At 70.7% G+C, this 17,929-nt stretch carries 15 protein-coding genes and 1 pseudogene; 15 read left to right on the top strand and 1 reads right to left on the bottom strand.

The window, feature by feature from the left end; translation table 11 throughout:
• Window positions 1-450: 450 nt before the first annotated feature.
• The 7 genes from ssd (at window position 451) to OG819_RS11175 (ending at window position 5,587) form a co-directional block, all read left to right on the top strand.
• On the top strand, window positions 451-1,545 hold the full coding sequence (gene ssd / locus OG819_RS11205) for a septum site-determining protein Ssd (RefSeq protein WP_266649196.1): 1,095 nt from the start codon (window positions 451-453) through the stop codon (window positions 1,543-1,545).
• Window positions 1,542-2,735, top strand: coding sequence for a TadA family conjugal transfer-associated ATPase (locus OG819_RS11200; RefSeq protein WP_266627098.1), 1,194 nt, complete (start codon window positions 1,542-1,544; stop codon window positions 2,733-2,735). The genes ssd and OG819_RS11200 overlap by 4 nt, the downstream gene beginning before the upstream one ends.
• The gene (locus tag OG819_RS11195) at window positions 2,735-3,604 is read left to right on the top strand and encodes a type II secretion system F family protein (protein ID WP_266649195.1); all 870 of its coding nucleotides are present in this window, start codon (window positions 2,735-2,737) and stop codon (window positions 3,602-3,604) included. Before OG819_RS11200 ends, OG819_RS11195 begins: the two co-directional genes overlap by 1 nt.
• Window positions 3,601-4,383: a type II secretion system F family protein gene (locus tag OG819_RS11190; protein ID WP_266649193.1), complete on the top strand. Its 783-nt coding sequence runs from the start codon at window positions 3,601-3,603 to the stop codon at window positions 4,381-4,383. The genes OG819_RS11195 and OG819_RS11190 overlap by 4 nt, the downstream gene beginning before the upstream one ends.
• A gap of 61 nt (window positions 4,384-4,444) precedes the next feature.
• Window positions 4,445-4,651 (top strand): DUF4244 domain-containing protein, encoded by a 207-nt coding sequence (locus OG819_RS11185; protein WP_266649192.1) that lies wholly within the window; start codon window positions 4,445-4,447, stop codon window positions 4,649-4,651.
• A gap of 109 nt (window positions 4,652-4,760) precedes the next feature.
• Window positions 4,761-5,093 (top strand): TadE family type IV pilus minor pilin, encoded by a 333-nt coding sequence (locus OG819_RS11180; protein WP_266627103.1) that lies wholly within the window; start codon window positions 4,761-4,763, stop codon window positions 5,091-5,093.
• 104 nt (window positions 5,094-5,197) lie between these two features.
• Window positions 5,198-5,587: an Rv3654c family TadE-like protein gene (locus OG819_RS11175; protein ID WP_266634559.1), complete on the top strand. Its 390-nt coding sequence runs from the start codon at window positions 5,198-5,200 to the stop codon at window positions 5,585-5,587.
• Here OG819_RS11175 and OG819_RS11170 read toward each other — a convergent pair.
• Window positions 5,553-8,006 carry a DEAD/DEAH box helicase gene (locus OG819_RS11170; RefSeq protein ID WP_266649190.1) on the bottom strand — a complete coding sequence of 818 codons (2,454 nt, stop codon included), beginning with the start codon at window positions 8,004-8,006 and terminating at the stop codon, window positions 5,553-5,555. The genes OG819_RS11175 and OG819_RS11170 overlap by 35 nt on opposite strands.
• A gap of 80 nt (window positions 8,007-8,086) precedes the next feature.
• Between OG819_RS11170 and bldG the strand changes: the two genes are divergently transcribed.
• From bldG to OG819_RS11130, 8 genes and pseudogenes are all read left to right on the top strand, one after another.
• Window positions 8,087-8,428, top strand: a complete 342-nt coding sequence (gene bldG, locus OG819_RS11165; RefSeq protein ID WP_010986038.1) for an anti-sigma factor antagonist BldG — start codon at window positions 8,087-8,089, stop codon at window positions 8,426-8,428.
• 115 nt (window positions 8,429-8,543) lie between these two features.
• Entirely contained in the window at window positions 8,544-8,978 is a 435-nt protein-coding gene (locus OG819_RS11160) for an ATP-binding protein (protein ID WP_266627108.1), read from the top strand.
• 299 nt (window positions 8,979-9,277) lie between these two features.
• Entirely contained in the window at window positions 9,278-11,683 is a 2,406-nt protein-coding gene (locus tag OG819_RS11155; protein WP_266649189.1) for a sodium-translocating pyrophosphatase, read from the top strand.
• 212 nt (window positions 11,684-11,895) lie between these two features.
• The gene (locus OG819_RS11150) at window positions 11,896-12,480 is read left to right on the top strand and encodes a small secreted protein (RefSeq protein ID WP_266627111.1); all 585 of its coding nucleotides are present in this window, start codon (window positions 11,896-11,898) and stop codon (window positions 12,478-12,480) included.
• Window positions 12,481-12,742: 262 nt separating this feature from the next.
• Complete coding sequence (locus OG819_RS11145; protein WP_266649187.1) at window positions 12,743-14,272, top strand: class I SAM-dependent methyltransferase; 1,530 nt, start codon at window positions 12,743-12,745, stop codon at window positions 14,270-14,272.
• An 81-nt stretch (window positions 14,273-14,353) separates the two neighbouring features.
• Window positions 14,354-14,881: pseudogene (locus tag OG819_RS11140) on the top strand (protein kinase); the annotation flags it as partial.
• Window positions 14,882-15,576: 695 nt separating this feature from the next.
• On the top strand, window positions 15,577-17,280 hold the full coding sequence (locus tag OG819_RS11135; protein ID WP_266647505.1) for an IS1634 family transposase: 1,704 nt from the start codon (window positions 15,577-15,579) through the stop codon (window positions 17,278-17,280).
• Between the two features lie 294 nt (window positions 17,281-17,574).
• Window positions 17,575-17,772: a hypothetical protein gene (locus OG819_RS11130; protein ID WP_266627115.1), complete on the top strand. Its 198-nt coding sequence runs from the start codon at window positions 17,575-17,577 to the stop codon at window positions 17,770-17,772.
• Window positions 17,773-17,929: the final 157 nt, after the last annotated feature.

Here is a 17,929-nt window from a genome sequence, read left to right as displayed (position 1 = left end):
CTCTCCCCCCCGGCGGGGGTCGTCGCATGTCCGGATGGGTTTTTCCCCTCTTTCGCGCGGCCCCGGGACCCCGTTGTCACCGTTGCGGCCGTCCCTTTCGCATGTCCGCGATCTGTCACTCTGCGTAGCCGTGAGGCTGCTCTGTGAAAGTCGCACGCGGTTCACCGGTATGAGTGATGGCGATATTCACAGCCACTGAGTTGTCCACAGTTATCGACCAAGATCCACACGATTTTCGGGATCGCTGCACCGTGATTCCAGCGCGTCCCGCTCGCGGCGAGTTCCTCGCGGCAAGTTCATGGCCGGTTCCGTTTGTCGGACGCGTTTGGCCGGTTCGTATCGGCCGTTCATATGGAGGCCGCTTGCCGGTTCTTCACACGAGCGGGAATCGCGGGTCCGCAGAGGACCCTGCGGGCTCCGCGCAAGAAGCAGCGAAGGGGGCTGGAGATCATGGCGGGAGCCATCACACACGACCTGCCGCCCGCCGCCGACGGGCGGCAGGGCGGACCACTGATCGTCACGGAGGACGCCGAACTTCTCGACGACCTGCTGCGCCTGTGCGCCGCGGCGGGCGCGAGGCCGGAGGTTCACCACGGGGTGCCGGAGGGCCGCGGCAGCTGGGAGGCGGCACCACTCGTCCTGGTCGGCGACGACGCGGCGCGGCGCGTGCGCGGGGCCGTGCGGCGACGCGGAGTGGTGCTGGTCGGCCGGGATCAGGACGACTCCGGCGTCTGGAAACGGGCTGTCGAGATCGGAGCCGACCATGTCCTGATGCTTCCGGACGGCGAACAGTGGCTCGTCGACCGCATCGCCGACGTGGCCGAGGGAGTCGGCCGCCCCGCGCTCACCGTCGGCGTGATCGGCGGCCGCGGCGGGGCCGGAGCCTCCACGCTGGCCTGCGCGCTCGCCGTCACCTCGGCGCGTGAGGGACGCCGCACCCTGCTCGTGGACGCGGATCCCCTGGGTGGCGGACTCGACGTACTCCTGGGCGGAGAGGCGGCCGAAGGCCTGCGCTGGCCGGCGTTCGCGGCCTCCCGTGGCAGGGTCGGCGGCGGCGCCCTGGAGGAGTCCCTTCCAGAATTGCACGCGCTGCGCGTCCTGAGCTGGGATCGCGGCGACTCCGTGACCATTCCGGCGCAGGCCGTGCGAGCCGTCCTGGCCGCCGCCAGACGGCGCGGTGGCGCGGTGGTGGTCGACCTGCCCCGGCGCGTCGACGAAGGCGTCGCGGAAGCCCTCGCCCAGCTCGACCTCGGACTACTGGTGGTCCCCGCAGATCTGCGCGCCATCGCGGCGGCCAAACGGGTGGCGTCCGTGGTCGGCATGGTCCTGCGCGACCTGCGCGTCGCAGTCCGCGGCCCCTACACACCGGGCCTCGACGACCGCGAAGTGGCCCGTCTGCTCGGACTGCCGCTGGTCGGCGAAGTGCCCGCGGAATCCGCGCAGCTGGACACCGGAGTGCCACCCGGGGGAGCCGTGCGAGGGCCGCTCGCCCGGTTCTGCGCCGCCTTCTGGGAGCGGGTTCCGGTGGAAGGCGGGGGCGTATGAGCCGGGAAGCGGGCACGGGCGTCGGTACCGGCACAGGACTGCTGGACGGCGTACGGCAGTGGCTGGCCGAGAGCGGGTCGGAACCGACCCCCGCGCGCGTGGCACAGGCCCTGCGCGAGCAGGGGCGCGTGCTCGGAGACGCCGAGGTCCTCGGCACCGCCGAGCGGTTGCGCTCCGAACTGGTCGGCAGTGGTCCGCTGGAGCCGCTGCTCGCCGACCCGTCGGTGACCGACGTCCTGGTGTCCGCGCCGGACCGGGTGTGGGTCGACCGGGGCGGTGGCCTGGAACTGACGGCGGTCACCTTTCCGGACACGGCCGCCGTACGACGCCTCGCGCAGCGCCTCGCGGCCGTGGCCGGGCGAAGGCTCGACGACGCCCGCCCCTGGGTCGACGCCCGGCTTCCGGACGGCACCCGCCTGCACGCGGTGCTGCCCCCGGTCGCCGTCGGTTCCACCTGCCTCTCACTGCGGGTCGTACGGCCCCGGGCGTTCACCCTCGACGAGTTGGTGGCGGCGGGGACGATCCCGCACGGCGGGGACCGGGTGCTCAGAGCCCTGCTGGACGCCCGGCTGTCGTTCCTGATCAGCGGTGGCACCGGGAGCGGCAAGACGACCCTGCTGAGCGCGCTGCTGGGGCTGGTCGGACCCGGGGAGCGGATCGTGCTCGCCGAGGACTCGGCGGAGCTGCGGCCCGACCATCCCCATGTGGTGCGCCTGGAGGGACGGCCCGCCAATCAGGAGGGCGCCGGACTCGTGGCGCTGCAGGACCTGGTCCGTCAGGCCCTGCGCATGCGACCGGACCGGCTGGTCGTCGGCGAGGTGCGCGGACCGGAGGTCGTGTCGCTCCTGGCGGCGCTCAACACCGGCCACGAGGGCGGCTGCGGAACGGTGCACGCGAATGCGGCGGCGCAGGTACCGGCCCGCCTGGAGGCCCTGGGCACGGCGGCAGGGCTCGACAGAGCCGCGCTGCACAGCCAGTTGGCGGCGGCGCTGTCCGTGGTCCTGCATCTCGTACGCGACCGGGCCGGGCGGCGGCGGATCGCCGAGGTGCATGTCCTGGAGCGCGATGCGACGGGGCTGGTGGTGACGGTGCCCGCGCTGCGGTGGGGCGCGGAGGCGTTCGCGTACGAGCGGGGGTGGGAGCGGCTGCGGGGGCTGCTCCGGGACGGGACCGAGAGGAGTGGTCTGTGATGACGGGGGTCGTTGACATCTCGGTGGGGGCGGCCATGGCGTGTGCCGGGGTGGCGGCCTGGTTGATGGGCGGATGGGACGCGGGGGCACGCAGGGCTCGGCTGCTGTGCGCGGGCGGCGGGGTGGTGGCCACCGGTCCGCCGGCGTGGGAGCGGGCACGGGCCGAGTGGCGGCGACTGCGCGGACGACTGCGACCCGAAGGGTGGTCGCTGGTAGCCGGGTTGGTGATCGCGGTACTGGGCACGTCCGTGGTGCCGCTGTTCCTGGGGGCGGCCGGGATGCCGCTGCTCCGCCGGGTACGGCGGGCCGGCGAGGCGCGTCGGGACCGGGAGCGTCGGGGCGAGGCGGTGATCGCGCTGTGCGGGGCGCTGGCCGGCGAGGTGCGGGCCGGGTGTCAGCCGGGCGAGGCACTGCGGAGAGCGGCGCGCGACTCGGGCGGGCTCGGCGAGGCACAGGCGGTGGTGCTGGCTGCGGCGCGGTTCGGCGGTGATGTGCCGGGCGCGCTCACCGACGCGGCACGGCAGCCGGGAGCCGACGGGCTGGTGGGGCTCGCCGCGTGCTGGCGGGTGGCGGTGGACCGGGGCGCCGGCCTGGCGGCGGGACTCGACCGCCTGGAAGGGGCCCTGTGCGCGGAGCGGGACCAACGGGCCGATCTGCGCGCTCAAGTGGCCGGATCGAGATCCACGGCGGTGATGCTCGCGGGACTGCCCGTTCTGGGGCTCCTGCTGGGCACCGCGCTGGGAGCCGATCCACTGCACGTGCTGCTGCACAGCGGGCCGGGCCTGGGCTGTCTGCTGGTCGGCGGGGTGCTGGAGGCCGTGGGGCTGTGGTGGGCGCTGCGCATCGTGAGGGGAGCGGAGGCGACATGAGCACGGAAGTTGTCCACAGGCTGGGGGCGCTCGCGTGCGGAGCGCTGGCGCTGGGGTGGCTGCCGCGAGCGCTTGGCGCGGCGCGGCGTGAGCGACGGGCACGCAGAAGGTTGGCCGAGCTGCTGGCCCTGGACCGGACGCCCGAGAAGCGGCACTTCGCGGTCCGGGACGTCGGGCGGCGGTGGTTGCCGGTGGCGGGCGCGGTGTGCGCCGGCTGGGTGCTGGTCGGCGGTCTTGCCGGGGTCGTGGTGGGACTGCTGGCCGGGTTCGGGGCCTGGCGGTGGCGGCAGCGGCGCAGACCGGGGCCGGTGAAGGAGCACGACGCGACGCTGGTTGCCCGGCAACTTCCCCTTGCGGCCGACCTGGTCGCGGCCTGTATCGCGGCGGGGGCGGACCCGGTGGTGGCAGCCCAGGCGGTGGGCGAGGCACTGGGCGGACCGGTGGGGGAGCGGCTCGCGCGGGGCGCGGCGGAGGTACGGCTCGGAGGCGAACCGGCCGAGGCATGGCGGAGGCTGGCGTCGCTCCCGGGCGCGAGGGCACTGGCGCGGCTGCTGGAACGGGCCGGCGAGTCGGGCGTACCGGCGGCCGTGCCGGTCGGGCGGCTCGCCATGGAGGCCCGCGCCGAGCGGGGCCGCACCGCGACGGCGCGGGCGCGCCGGGCGGCCGTCATGGTCACCGCGCCCCTGGGGCTGTGCTTTCTTCCCGCGTTCCTCGCGATGGGCGTCCTGCCCGTGGTGATCGGGCTGGCGGACGGGGTGCTGGGAGGGGGTGGCGGATGACGAGCGACAGCGTGCGGTGAACGACGGACGATCAACAGGCTTGGAGCTTATGGGGGTTGAGATGTGCAAGACGGTAGGCGTACGGATGCGGGCGTGGGTGCGGGCCCTGGCGGCACGGAGGGACGCGGGAATGGTCACCTCCGAGTACGCGGTGGGTGTCCTCGCGGCGGTGGCCTTCGCGGCGGTGCTCTACAAGGTGGTGACGAGCGGCCAGGTCGGCGCGGAGTTGCAGGACATCGTGGGGCGGGCGCTCAATGCGCCGATGTGAACGCGGGACGGCTGGTCGGGACCGGGACCGGGATCGGGCCTGGGGCCGAAATCCGAGCCAGAGCCGGTCCCGGTCCCGGTTCAGGGACCGGCCCCGAGACCAGGGATTTGTGACCGCCGAGGCCGCCGTGGTGCTGCCCTCGCTGGTGCTCGTCGGAATGGCGCTGGTCTGGGCCCTGCTCGCCGCGTCCGCGCAGATCCAGTGCGTGGACGCGGCCAGGGCGGGCGCCCGCGCGGCTGCCCGTCAGGACCCGCCGGACACGGTGCTGGCGACGACCCGCCGTGCGGCCCCGCGGGGCGCCAGGGTCACGGTGACCCGGGAGGGCGACCTCGTCCGGGTCATGGTCAAGGCGAGTGCGCCGGGACCGGACGCGCTGTCATTGGAGCTGGGCGACGAGGCCGTGGCGTTGGCGGAGGAGACGGTGGGGGTGGTGAGGGGATGAGGGTCTGGAGCCCTGGTCGCGCCGGGTGGACGGCCGCTTGGAACAGATGGCGCACCCGCCGGATCCGCGGCCCGGACATCGGCGGCCGCCGTCTTCCGTCGGACATCGGCGGGACTCTTTGCTCGGACCGGGGGTCGGCCACCGTCTGGACCGTCGGGGCGATCGCCGTGCTGTGTGTCGTGTTCGGTGCCGTTCTGGTCATGGGGCAGGCGGTCGTGGTCCGGCACCGCGCGGCGGGGGCGGCCGACCTGGCCGCGCTCGCCGCGGCGGACCACTGGGCGGACGGCGGCACGGCGGCCTGTGCCCAGGCTGACCGGGTGGCACGGGCCCAGCACGCCCGGCTGGTGCGGTGCGCCGTGGAGGGCGAGGTCTCGGACGTTACGGCCGTGTCGGGCTCCAGGCCCTTCGACGCGGAGGTCAGGTCAAGAGCCGGGCCCGCGACACCACAGGAGCCGGAGCCTAGCCCTCCGGCGCCCCCCGCAGAAGTTCCGTGAGCAGCCGCACAGCGCCCCGTTTGTGCAACGGCTCGTTCCCGTTGCCGCACTTGGGGGACTGGATGCAGGACGGGCAGCCGGCCTCGCACTCGCAGGACGCGATGGCCTGCCGGGTGGCGGTGAGCCAGGCGCGGGCGGTGTGGAAGGCGCGCTCCGCGAATCCCGCGCCGCCCGGGTGGCCGTCGTACACGAAGACCGTGGGCAGGAGCGTGTCCGGGTGCAGCGGGATGGACACGCCGCCGATGTCCCAGCGGTCGCAGGTGGCGAACAGCGGGAGCATGCCGATCGACGCGTGCTCGGCGGCGTGCAGGGTGCCGCCGAGGATCTCCGGGTTGATCCGGGCCGCGTCCAGCTGGTCCTCGGTGACCGTCCACCACACGGCGCGCGTGCGGAGCGTACGAGGCGGGAGGTCGAGTTTCGACTCGCCCAGTACTTCGCCGGTGATGACACGACGACGCAGGAAGGAGACGACCTGGTTGGTGACTTCGACGGACCCGTAGCACAGCCGTCCCTCGCCCCACGGGACTTCGGTGTCCGTCTCCAGGACGGAGATGGAGGTCGTGTCGCGGGCGACCGTCGAATACGGCGGGTCGGCCTCCTCGACCAGGGCGACGGAGTCCTCCAGGTCCAGGTGCTTCACCAGGTACGTACGGCCCTGGTGGAGGTGGACCGCGCCCTCGTGGACCGTGGTGTGCGCGGAGCCCGCGTCGACCGTGCCGAGCAGCCGTCCGGTTCCGGCCTCGACGATCTGCACCGGACTGCCGCCTTCGCCCCGGATGTCGGTCAGGTCGGCGGCCCGCTCCCGACGCGTCCAGTGCCACGCCGTCGTTCTCCGGCGCAGCAGTTTCGCGGCCTCCAGCTGTGGCAGCAGACCGGGGGCGGCCGGCCCGAAGAGCTCCAGATCCTCTTCCGTGAGGGGGATTTCGGAGGCGGCGGCGCACAGGTGCGGGGCGAGGACGTACGGGTTGTCGGGGTCGAGGACGGTGGACTCCACCGGCTGGTCGAACAGGGCTTCGGGGTGATGCACGAGGAACGTGTCCAGTGGATCGTCGCGGGCGACGAGGACGGCGAGTGCGCCCTGCCCCGAGCGGCCGGCGCGGCCCGCCTGCTGCCACAGGGAGGCCCGGGTGCCCGGGTAGCCCGCGATGACGACGGCGTCCAGGCCGGAGACGTCGATGCCGAGTTCGAGGGCGGTGGTGGCGGCGAGGCCGAGGAGTTCGCCGGAGTGCAGGGCGCGCTCCAGGGCGCGGCGTTCCTCGGGGAGGTAGCCGCCGCGGTAGGCGGCCACGCGCCGGGCCAGTGAGCGGTCGATCTCGGCGAGGCGCTCCTGGGCGATCACCGCGATCAGTTCGGCGCCGCGGCGGGACCGTACGAAGGCGACGGAGCGTACGCCCTGGAGGGTCAGGTCGGTGAGGAGGCCGGCCGTCTCGGCGGTGGCGGTACGCCGAACGGGTGCTCCTTTCTCGCCGTGTAGTTCGGTGAGCGGGGGCTCCCAGAGGGCGAACACGAGTTCGCCGCGGGGTGAGGCGTCGTCGGCGACCTCGACGACCGGGAGGCCGGTCAGCCGGCGGGCGGCGACCGAGGGTTCCGCGGCGGTCGCGGAGGCCAGCAGGAAGACGGGTGAGGCGCCGTAGCGGGCGCACACTCGGCGCAGTCGGCGCAGTACCTGGGCGACGTGGGAGCCGAAGACACCTCGGTAGGTGTGCACCTCGTCGATGACGACGTACTTCAGGGCGCGGAGGAAGGAGGACCAGCGGGGATGGGAGGGCAATATCCCGCGGTGCAGCATGTCGGGGTTGGTCAGGACGTAGTTGGCGTACTGCCGTACCCACTCGCGTTCCTCGAACGGAGTATCGCCGTCGTACACGGCTGGGCGAACGGCATTGCCCAAAGGTTGTGAAAGTTCCTTCACCGAACGGCGCTGATCGGCTGCAAGGGCCTTTGTGGGGGCCAGGTACAGCGCGGTGGCCCCACGGCCGTTCGGGGCCTCGGAGCCGTCCAGGAGGGCTGTCAGGACCGGCGTGAGGTATGCCAGGGACTTTCCCGAGGCGGTGCCCGTGGCGACGATCACGGAGTCGCCGTCCAGGGCGTGCTCGGCGGCCAGTGCCTGGTGGGCCCAGGGGTGCTCGATGCCCGCGGCCTGCACCGCCGCGATGACCTCCGAACGGATCCGATCGGGCCACACGGCATGGCGACCCGCCCGTGGGGGCAAGTGCTCCGTATGAGTGATGCGCGAAGCCCGACTCGGCCCCGAGGCGAGCCGGTCCAGGACCGTGCCCGGATCGGGGCGGGAAGCGGTGTCCGTCGAGGGTCGATCGGATCGGTGATTCTTGGCCATCGGCATCGAGTGTGTCACTGGCGTGACGGACAATGGGCCCAAGGCGTCGTGCACGCCTGCCGGTAAGTGATTGAATGCCATCGCGGCTGGCGAACCGTCCCGGGGGCTCTGCCGAGGTGTCCCTTGGGATGACCGCTCGATAGCAAGGTGCTGGAGGATCCGTGGACCTGTCCCTGTCGACCCGTACCGTCGGCGATCGTACGGTCGTCGAGGTCGGTGGCGAAATCGATGTATATACCGCGCCCAAGCTGCGCGAGCAGCTGGTCGAGCTGGTGAACGACGGCAATTTCCACCTTGTCGTCGACATGGAGGGCGTGGACTTCCTCGACTCCACCGGGCTCGGCGTGCTGGTGGGCGGCCTGAAGCGTGTGCGTGCCCATGAGGGCTCGCTGCGACTGGTCTGCAACCAGGAGCGCATTCTGAAGATCTTCCGCATCACCGGCCTCACCAAGGTGTTCCCCATCCACACCTCGGTCGAGGAAGCGGTAGCGGCCACCGACTGACCCCGTCCCGGGCCTCACGAGTGATGTGGTGTCCGAGACGGTAGAAGCAATGGACGGGGGACCGGGCCTCGGCGGCCCGGCCCCCTGACAGCACGCCCGTAGTTGAGGGGGATGCATGGCCACCGTTGAACTCCGCTTCAGCGCGCTGCCCGAGCACGTCAGGACCGCCCGACTGGTGGCGGCAGCGGTGGCGCGCAGGGCCGGAGTGGACGAGGCCGTCCTCGACGAGGTCAGACTCGCCGTCGGTGAGGCCTGTACTCGTGCCGTCGGACTGCACCAGAGCAACGGCATCTCGGCGCCGGTGCAGGTGAAGCTGATCGAGGAGGAGAAACAGTTCTCCATCGAGGTCGGCGACGAGGCGCCGCGTTCGGTGCCCGGTGAGACGGCATCCGGTGCCTCGGGTGATCCGGACATGGATGCCGAGGAGGACGAGATGGGCCTCGCGGTCATCAGCGGCCTCGTCGACGATGTCGAGGTCACTTCCGGTGAGCACGGTGGACTGATCAAGATGAGCTGGCCGACCACGCCGCCGGCCGCGCTCGTCCCCTGATCGCACCCCCGCAACACACTCGAAGGGCCCTGCTCAGCAGGGCCCTTTTTGTATGCCCGCGTCCGGCCGGGTTCGGCCCAGGCCTTTTCGTGAATTGATTCACGATCAATCACACGATTATTTGATCAAGCGTCAACGCTTTTGGGGCATTACTTCTTTTGGGCCCCACGGATGCCCGTCGATCATTTGCTGATCGGCATGTGAAGGCGAATTCCGTTTACCGGGCACTGTTTTGATCAGGTTCCGGTACCTACAATCCGTCCACATCTTGAGCTCAGCCCAAGCGTCAAGGAGGACGAATGGCGGGGCTTTCTACCCCTCATCAGTTTGACCATCCCACAACCTTCGCAGCCGCAGTACTGACCAATGACAATCGCTTGATCGTGATGGTCATCGGCGCCGTGGCCCTGGCGGCTCTGGCGGTAGCCGGGGTGCTGGTACGGCAAGTGCTCGCGGCCGGCGAGGGCACCGACAGCATGAAGAAGATCGCGACGGCCATCCAGGAAGGCGCGAACGCCTACCTGGGGCGACAGATGCGCACGCTCGGCGTATTCGCCGTCGCGGTGTTCTTCCTGCTCATGCTGCTGCCCGCGGATGACTGGAATCAGCGCGCCGGACGATCGATCTTCTTCCTGATCGGCGCGGTGTTCTCGGCGACCACCGGTTATATCGGTATGTGGCTCGCCGTACGAAGCAACGTCCGCGTGGCCGCCGCGGCAAGGGAAGCGACCCCGGCCGAGGGTGAACCCGAAAAGGATCTCACCGCCGTCTCGCACAAAGCCATGAAGATCGCTTTCCGTACCGGCGGCGTCGTCGGCATGTTCACGGTGGGGCTCGGTCTACTGGGCGCCTCCTGTGTGGTGCTGGTGTACGCGGCCGACGCGCCGAAGGTCCTGGAGGGCTTCGGTCTCGGCGCGGCGCTGATCGCCATGTTCATGCGTGTCGGCGGCGGCATCTTCACCAAGGCCGCCGACGTCGGCGCCGACCTGGTCGGCAAGGTCGAGCAGGGCATTCCGGAGGACGACCCGCGCAATGCCGCGACCATCGCCGACAACGTGGGCGACAACGTCGGCGACTGCGCCGGCATGGCCGCGGACCTCTTCGAGTCGTACGCCGTCACGCTCGTCGCCGCGCTGATCCTCGGCAAGGCGGCGTTCGGCGACGCCGGGCTCGCCTTCCCGCTGATCGTGCCCGCGATCGGCGTCCTCACCGCGATGGTCGGCATCTTCGCGGTGGCACCACGGCGCTCCGACCGCAGTGGCATGTCCGCGATCAACCGTGGTTTCTTCATCTCCGCGGTGATCTCGTTGGTGCTGGTGGCCGCAGCCGTCTTCATCTACCTGCCGGGGAAGTACGCCGACCTCGACGGCGTCACGGACGCGGCGATCAAGGCCAAGGAGGGCGATCCGCGGATCCTCGCGGTCGTCGCGGTGGCCATCGGCATCGTGCTCGCCGCCCTCATCCAGCAACTGACCGGCTACTTCACCGAGACCACCCGTCGTCCCGTACGGGACATCGGCAAGAGCTCGCTCACCGGCGCGGCCACCGTCATCCTGGCCGGTATCTCCATCGGTCTGGAATCGGCCGTCTACACCGCCCTGCTGATCGGCCTCAGCGTCTACGGGGCCTTCCTGCTCGGCGGTACGTCGATCCTCCTGGCGCTGTTCGCGGTGGCGCTCGCCGGAACCGGCCTGCTCACCACGGTCGGCGTCATCGTCGCCATGGACACCTTCGGCCCGGTCTCCGACAACGCGCAGGGCATCGCCGAGATGTCCGGCGATGTCACGGGCGCGGGCGCGCAGGTGCTCACCGACCTGGACGCGGTGGGCAACACCACGAAAGCCATCACCAAGGGCATCGCCATCGCCACGGCCGTCCTCGCGGCCTCGGCGCTCTTCGGCTCGTACCGGGACGCGATCCTCACGGCCGCGAACGACGTGGGCGAGAAGGTCTCCGGGCAGGGCGCGCCGCTGAACCTGATGATGGACATCTCGCAGCCCAACAACCTGGTGGGCCTGATCGCGGGCGCGGCGGTCGTCTTCCTGTTCTCGGGCCTCGCGATCAACGCGGTGTCCCGGTCCGCGGGGGCCGTGGTCTACGAGGTGCGGCGGCAGTTCCGCGAGCACCCCGGGATCATGGACTACACGGAGAAGCCGGAGTACGGGCGGGTCGTCGACATCTGCACCAAGGACGCCCTGCGGGAGCTGGCCACTCCGGGTCTGCTCGCCGTCCTGGCGCCCATCGCCATCGGCTTCACGCTCGGCGTCGGCGCGCTCGGCTCGTATCTGGCGGGCGCGATCGGCACCGGCACGCTGATGGCGGTCTTCCTCGCCAACTCCGGCGGCGCCTGGGACAACGCGAAGAAACTGGTCGAGGACGGCCACCACGGGGGCAAGGGCAGTGAGGCCCATGCCGCCACGGTGATCGGCGACACCGTAGGTGACCCCTTCAAGGACACCGCGGGCCCCGCGATCAACCCGCTCCTCAAGGTGATGAACCTGGTGGCGCTGCTGATCGCACCCGCGGTCGTGAAGTTCTCGTACGGCGACGACAAGAACCTCGGTCTGCGCATCCTGATCGCGGTGCTCTCGATCCTCGTGATCGTGGGCGCGGTGTACATCTCCAAGCGGCGCGGGATCGCCGTGGGTGACGAAGGCAACGCGGAACGGGTGTCGAAGTCGGCCGACGCCGCGGTGGTTTCGTAGCGCTAGGTCCTTTGGGCAGGTCCCGACGGGCGGGCGGCACGCAGCGACGTGCCGCCCGCCCGTCGTTTGTGTGCGTTCACGCCCGTGTCGTGAGCCTTCTCTCGCATGGAGCAAATGGCTTCAATAGTCACTAAATCGGAAATTCGCTATGGGGGTGGCGCCCGTGTGGCGTGTAAGTTCCGGGGCCGAGAGCCACGGAAGGGACCAATCCGGTGAACAAGAAGCTCGCGGCCGCACTGTCCGGCGGTGCGGTACTGGTGCTGGCGCTGTCGGCATGCAGCAGCGGTAGTAGTACCAAGGACGACAAACTGGACCCCTGGGCCAAGCAGGTCTGTGACGCGGTGCAGCCCCAGGTCCAGAAGATCGCGGCCGCCAACACCGCGATCCAGAAGGAGACCACGGACCAGAGCGCTCCGGCGGACGTGCAGAAGGCCGACTCCAAGGGCTTCCAGGACATCTCCGACGCCTACAAGGCGATGGCGGCCGCCATCGAGAAGGCCGGCCCGCCGGACGTGGACAGCGGCAAGACCAAGCAGGAGAACGCGGTCAAGGAGCTCAACGCCCTCTCCGCCTCCTACGCCGATCTGGGGAAGCAGTCCGACGCGCTCAACACGAAGGACCAGGCGAAGTTCGCGGATGGTCTCGACGGCGTCGCCAAGCAGCTGGAGAAGCTCAGCAAGACCGGGACCGACGCCCTGAAGGAGCTCGAAGCGGGCGACGTCGGCAAGGCGATGGCCAAGCAGGTGAGCTGCAAGTCCGCCTCCGCGTCCGCCTCGCCGGCGACCACCCAGGGCTGACCCCCCCCGGAGAGCGACCGGCGAACGCCCGGAGAGCGACCGCAGAGCAGGATCCGTCCCGTCCACCCGGAAAGAGCCCGGTACGCGCGCGTACCGGGCCCGTGGCGCCTGCCCTACGGCTCTCGCGGCGCAAGCCCACGGCTCCCGACGGCGCATGGCCCATGGCTCCCGCGCGAGCCCCCACGGCTCCTCGTGCGGGCCTGTCCACACCGGCGCGGGCTCTGTCCACAGGTGTACGTCCCTTTCGGCCGGAGCGGACACAATGGGGGACGTGAGTCACACCAGCCTGCCACCGTTGCCCTCGTCCGACCGCGTCGACGTCGCCGCTCGGCTGCGGGACGCCCTGCTCGGCGCCTCCTTCACCGCCGACGGTCTGCTCGACCTGCTCGGCGCCCCCGCGTACGCGGCGCTGGCACGCAGCGAGACCGTGCCCGCGCTCCGGGCGACCCGCGGCGACACACCGTTGGAGACGCTCGTACGGCTGTTCCTGCTGCAGCAGCCCGTCTCTCACGCGCGCGTGAGAGACGGGCTGCCGGTGGAGGACTGCCTGGAGAGCGGCTGGCTGACCCGCGCGGGCGCGGACGAGGTCGCGGCGACCGTGGACATCCGGCCGTACGGGGGGCCTGGTGGCGAGGACTGGTTCATCGTGTCCGACCTGGGGTGCGCCGTCGGCGGCGCGGGCGGCATCGGCAGCCGCGAGGAGGGCGTCGTCCTGGGCGTGGGCGGAGCGTCCACGACGCTGGCCGGCATCACCGTCCGGACACCCGTCTCCTCCGCGCTCGACCTCGGCACCGGCTCCGGGATCCAGGCCCTGCACGCCGCGCAGCACGCCACGCGCGTGACCGCGACCGACCTCAACCCGCGCGCCCTGCACATCACCGCGCTCACCCTCGCGCTCTCCGGCGCCCCGGCGGCCGATCTGCGCCAGGGCTCCCTCTTCGAACCGATCGCGGACGACGAGACGTACGACCTGATCGTCTCGAACCCGCCCTTCGTGATCTCGCCCGGTGCCCGGCTCACCTATCGCGACGGCGGGATGGGCGGGGACGATCTGTGCCGCACGATCGTTCAGCAGGCGGGAGACCGGCTCAGCGACGGGGGGTACGCGCAGTTCCTGGCCAACTGGCAGCACGTGGAGGGCGAGGAGTGGCAGGACCGGCTGCGCTCCTGGGTGCCGCGCGGCTGTGACGCCTGGATCGTGCAGCGCGAGGTACAGGACGTCACGCAGTACGCGGAGTTGTGGCTGCGCGACGCGGGCGACCACCGCGACGACCCCGCCGAGTACCAGGCGCGGTACGACGCCTGGCTGGACGAGTTCGAGGCCCGCAAGGTCAAGGCTGTCGGCTTCGGATGGATCACGCTGCGCAGAACGGCGGCCGCCGAGCCCTCGATCACGGTCGAGGAATGGCCGCACTCCGTCGAACAGCCGCTCGGTGAGACCGTGCGCGCACACTTCGACCGCGTCGACTACCTGCGGGCGAGCGACGACGCGGCCCTGCTCGCCGGGCACTTCAGGCTCGTGGACGAGGTCGTTCAGGAGCAGGTCGGGCTGCCCGGCGCGGAGGACCCGGAACACGTGGTGCTGCGCCAGCACCGCGGGATGCGCCGGGCCACCAAGGTGGACACGGTCGGCGCGGGCTTCGCGGGTGTGTGCGACGGCACGCTGAGCGCCGGGCGGATCCTGGACGCCATCGCTCAATTGGTCGGCGAGGACCCGGTGTTGCTGCGCGACCGGACGCCCGCGCAGATCCGGCTGCTGGTGGAGCAAGGGTTCCTCGAGCCCGCGGAGTGAAGAGCTGAGTCGCATGTGCTTGTTCTGACGGGATTGACCGACATTGATCAGGATTGGTCGGTAAAACGGCTCCTGTCAGTGGTGCGTGCGAAGGTACCTTCAAGAGACAAGTTCCATGCGTCCTCGGAGGCGGCGCGCTGTCTCGGGGGAGGCGCCATGGGGAGGGCGTGGCTCGCGTACGACGCGGAGTTGGCTTGCGAGGTCTCCATGAGGGAGATCGCGCTGCCGGACGTGCCGATGGACGCGACGCAGCCCGCGCAGCGCGTCGCCCGGGCGCGCAGCCAGGCCCGGCACGCGGCCCGGCTGCGCGGGTATCCCCATGTGGCCACCGTTCACGACGTGGTGGTGCGCGAAGGACTGCCGTGGATCGTCATGGAGTACGTGCCGGACGCGGTCGATCTACATGCGGTCGTACGGCAGTCGGGGCCGCTGTCGCCCGCTCGGACCGCCCGGATCGGGCTCGCCGTTCTCGACGCGCTCTCCGCCGGACACCGGATCGGGATCCTCCACAGGGATGTGAAACCGGCCAACATCCTTCTGGCGCCAGACTCTTCGGACGATCCCTATGCACGCGTGCTGCTCACCGACTACGGGATCGCACTTCAGCCTGTTCTTGTGGGAACCCCAGGGCTTCAGCCGAGGGGGAATCGCATCTTCGTCGAGGCGACCTGCGCGCGTGCGACGAGGCCGCCGGCTGGGCGAGCGAGGTCGCCTGGTGAGATCAGGTCCCGGTGGGGGCTGGGGGCGCAGGCCGCCCAGCACGTGATCAAGAGGGTGTGCGACGCGTGCGCCACGCTGAAGGCGGAGGGCGGGGAGCCTAGGCATCGTGAACCTCGCCACCACCTCGGACGGCGAGGTCATGGCCGGACGGGAACTCAACCGCGTCCGATTCCGGGAGCGCACGCTGCGCGCCAAGCTCCAGAGGAAGAACACGCCGTCCGCCAACGCCGCGCCAGGAAGCGGCGGCGCAAGGAGGCGCGGAGGGCGCGGGACATTGATCACGCGGACCGGAACAGCTCCCGCTGCATCCGCGCCAGAGCTCGGCAGTTGTGGCGGCGCGGGGTCCAGTCAACGGCCCCCGCCCCACCACCGCACCAGCCCGGCGCTTCAGCGCCGGGTAGTTGACCAAAGTCGTGTGCACTGTGACCTGCGTTCCACAGTTGAGCGGGGTTCTCGGGGGTGTGGCAGGGCATCGGTGCAGGTCAGGCGGTTGCACCTAGCGCGAAAGGCCGAAAACGCCTAGTGGCACGATGTTGTCACCCCCATGCCTGTGACATGGAATGATGTGCGTATCGTCTAGCGGCATGTATGTGAAGACGACGTCCCGGCGGAACAAGGACGGGCAGACGGTCCGGTATCTGCAGCTGGCCCACAACGAGTGGGACCCGGCCGTGGGGCGTTCGCGTACGAAGGTGCTGCACTCCTTCGGCCGGGAGGACGAGCTCGACCGCGAGGCGGTGCGCCGACTGGTCGGCGCGCTCTCGAAGCTGCTGGACCCCGCGTCCGCGCTGGCCGCGACCGGCTCGGGAGACCTGTCACTGATCAGTTCCAGGCCGTGCGGCGGGGTGCACGCGCTGGACGGACTCTGGCACCGGCTCGGCCTCGACGGTGTCGTGCACCGCCAACTGGCCGGGCGGCGGCTGGATCCGCGCGTCGAACGGGTGCTGTTCGCGCTGGTCGCCAACCGGGCCCTGGCCGCCTCCAGCAAGCTCGCCGCGACCGAGTGGATCGCCGACGACGTCCACATAGACGGCCTGGAGGCGATCAGTGACGAAGCCTGCTACCGAGCCATGGATTACCTGCTGACCATCGAGCCGGCCCTGGCCAAGGAGACGTACTTCCAGGTCACCGACCTGCTCAACCTGGAGGTGGACCTGCTGTTCTTCGACACCAGCTCCACGTACTTCGAGACCGAGGACGCCGACGAACCTGTCGCCCGCGACGAACACGGCGAGCGCCTGGCCGCCGACGCGCCGGCCGAAGACGCGGTGCGACACGACGGGTTCCGCACCCACGGCAAGTCCAAGGACTCCCGCGACGATCTGCCCCAGGTCGTCATCGGCATGGCCGTCACCCGCGACGGGATCCCGGTGCGGGTGTGGTCCTGGCCCGGCAACACCGGTGACCAGGCCCTGATCCGGCAGGTCCGCGACGACCTGCGCGAGTGGACGCTGTCGAAGATCGTGTGGGTCGCCGACCGCGGCTTCACCTCCGCCGCCAACCGCCGGGCGCTGATGCGCGGAGGCGGCGGCTACATCATCGGCGAGAAACTCCGCACCGGATCACCCGAAGTACGCGCCGCCCTCTCGCGGCAGGGCCGCTATGCGTCCGTGCGCGACAACCTCCAGGTCAAGGAGGTCAACATCGGAACCGACGACCGGTTCGTGATCTGCTTCAACCCCGACCAGGCCACCCGCGACGCCGCGATCCGTCAGCGGATGGTCACCCAGCTCACCGAGGCGATCGAGGCCACGGACAAGCTGCCCAGGCCCGAACGCGACAAGCTGGCTGGGGTGTTGTCCACCAAGCCCGGTCTGAAACGGTTCTTGCGCACCACCCCGAGCGGGCTGCTGCGGGTGGACAAGAAGAAGATCGCCGCCGAGGCCAACCTCGACGGGAAGTACCTCCTGCGCTCCTCGGATCCGAAGCTGTCGGCCGAGGACATCGCCCTGGGTTACAAACAGCTCCTGGAAGTCGAGCGCGGCTGGCGCGACATGAAGCAAATTCTCGATCTCCGCCCCGTTTACCACCGCCGCGAGGACCGCATCCGCGCCCACGTCCTGCTCTGCTGGCTCGCCCTGCTGCTGATCCGCGTCGCCGAGACCTCCACCGGCCAGACCTGGAACCGCCTGCGCGCCGAACTCCAGCGCCTGCACGCGGTCACCTACACCGGCCCGGCCGGCACCTTCCGCCAGTCCACCGACCTCACCAAGCCCCAGCGCGACATCTTCACCGCCCTGAACGTCACCCCGCCCAAGAAGATCATCGATCTGACCGCAGGCCGCTGACCAGGCACTATCCCCCCGCCTAGTGACACGCCATCTCGGCGTGCTCACAGGCGTTTCCGCAGGTCAACCCACGTTTTCGTTCCCTAGTCGACACCGCTAACTGTGGAACTCAGGTGTGAGGCGTGTCGACAGCACGCGGACGAGCGGCCGGATACCCGACCCCACTACGGTCTGAGCGGTCCGTGGGGTGTCGTCTGCCCGGCGTTCACCGCAGGTTCGCACGCCCGCTTCCGGCCCGCTTCCGGAGGGTGCCAGCCTCCCCACCCTGGGGACCCGGGGCGGAAGGGCATATCAGTGGAAAGTGGACCGGCGATCTTTGTGGGGACGGTGTTCGCGCTGTTCGGAGGCGGACTGCTGATCTGGACCGCGGTGCGGCTGCGACACGGCGAGCCCGTCGCCGTCGGTGTGAACCGCGTCGCATCGGCGACGCTCGCGAGCGTCGCCGGAGTGGGTGCGCTGGCGCTTGGGATGTGGTGTTTGACGCGCGCGTGAGAGCCGGGTCTCCGGTAACTGAGAGGTCACGCTCCGGATAGGCCTGAAAGGGCTGCTGGACACTCCGGGCGGCAGGAATGGCGGTAGTCGGGTTACCGTTCGAGTGGCCGTTGCGGGCTTTTCCCGTTTGACACGGGGGCGGGATGTACCGTCACAC

It is taken from the genome of Streptomyces sp. NBC_01549 (assembly GCF_026339955.1).
Taxonomy (GTDB): Bacteria; Actinomycetota; Actinomycetes; order Streptomycetales; family Streptomycetaceae; genus Streptomyces.
The sequence above is the reverse complement of the archived record's forward strand: the minus strand, read 5'-3'. Positions and strand labels throughout refer to the sequence as shown.

Excerpts from the sequence above, each read along its gene's own strand:
- OG819_RS11170 (WP_266649190.1), bottom strand. The coding sequence starts at position 8,006 with ATGGCATTCAATCACTTACCGGCAGGCGTGCACGACGCCTTGGGCCCA.
- OG819_RS11185 (WP_266649192.1), top strand. The coding sequence starts at position 4,445 with ATGTGCAAGACGGTAGGCGTACGGATGCGGGCGTGGGTGCGGGCCCTG.
- OG819_RS11195 (WP_266649195.1), top strand. The coding sequence starts at position 2,735 with ATGACGGGGGTCGTTGACATCTCGGTGGGGGCGGCCATGGCGTGTGCC.
- OG819_RS11190 (WP_266649193.1), top strand. The coding sequence starts at position 3,601 with ATGAGCACGGAAGTTGTCCACAGGCTGGGGGCGCTCGCGTGCGGAGCG.
- ssd (WP_266649196.1), top strand. The coding sequence starts at position 451 with ATGGCGGGAGCCATCACACACGACCTGCCGCCCGCCGCCGACGGGCGG.
- OG819_RS11200 (WP_266627098.1), top strand. The coding sequence starts at position 1,542 with ATGAGCCGGGAAGCGGGCACGGGCGTCGGTACCGGCACAGGACTGCTG.
- OG819_RS11160 (WP_266627108.1), top strand. The coding sequence starts at position 8,544 with ATGGCCACCGTTGAACTCCGCTTCAGCGCGCTGCCCGAGCACGTCAGG.
- OG819_RS11135 (WP_266647505.1), top strand. The coding sequence starts at position 15,577 with ATGTATGTGAAGACGACGTCCCGGCGGAACAAGGACGGGCAGACGGTC.
- OG819_RS11155 (WP_266649189.1), top strand. The coding sequence starts at position 9,278 with ATGGCGGGGCTTTCTACCCCTCATCAGTTTGACCATCCCACAACCTTC.
- OG819_RS11145 (WP_266649187.1), top strand. The coding sequence starts at position 12,743 with ATGGGGGACGTGAGTCACACCAGCCTGCCACCGTTGCCCTCGTCCGAC.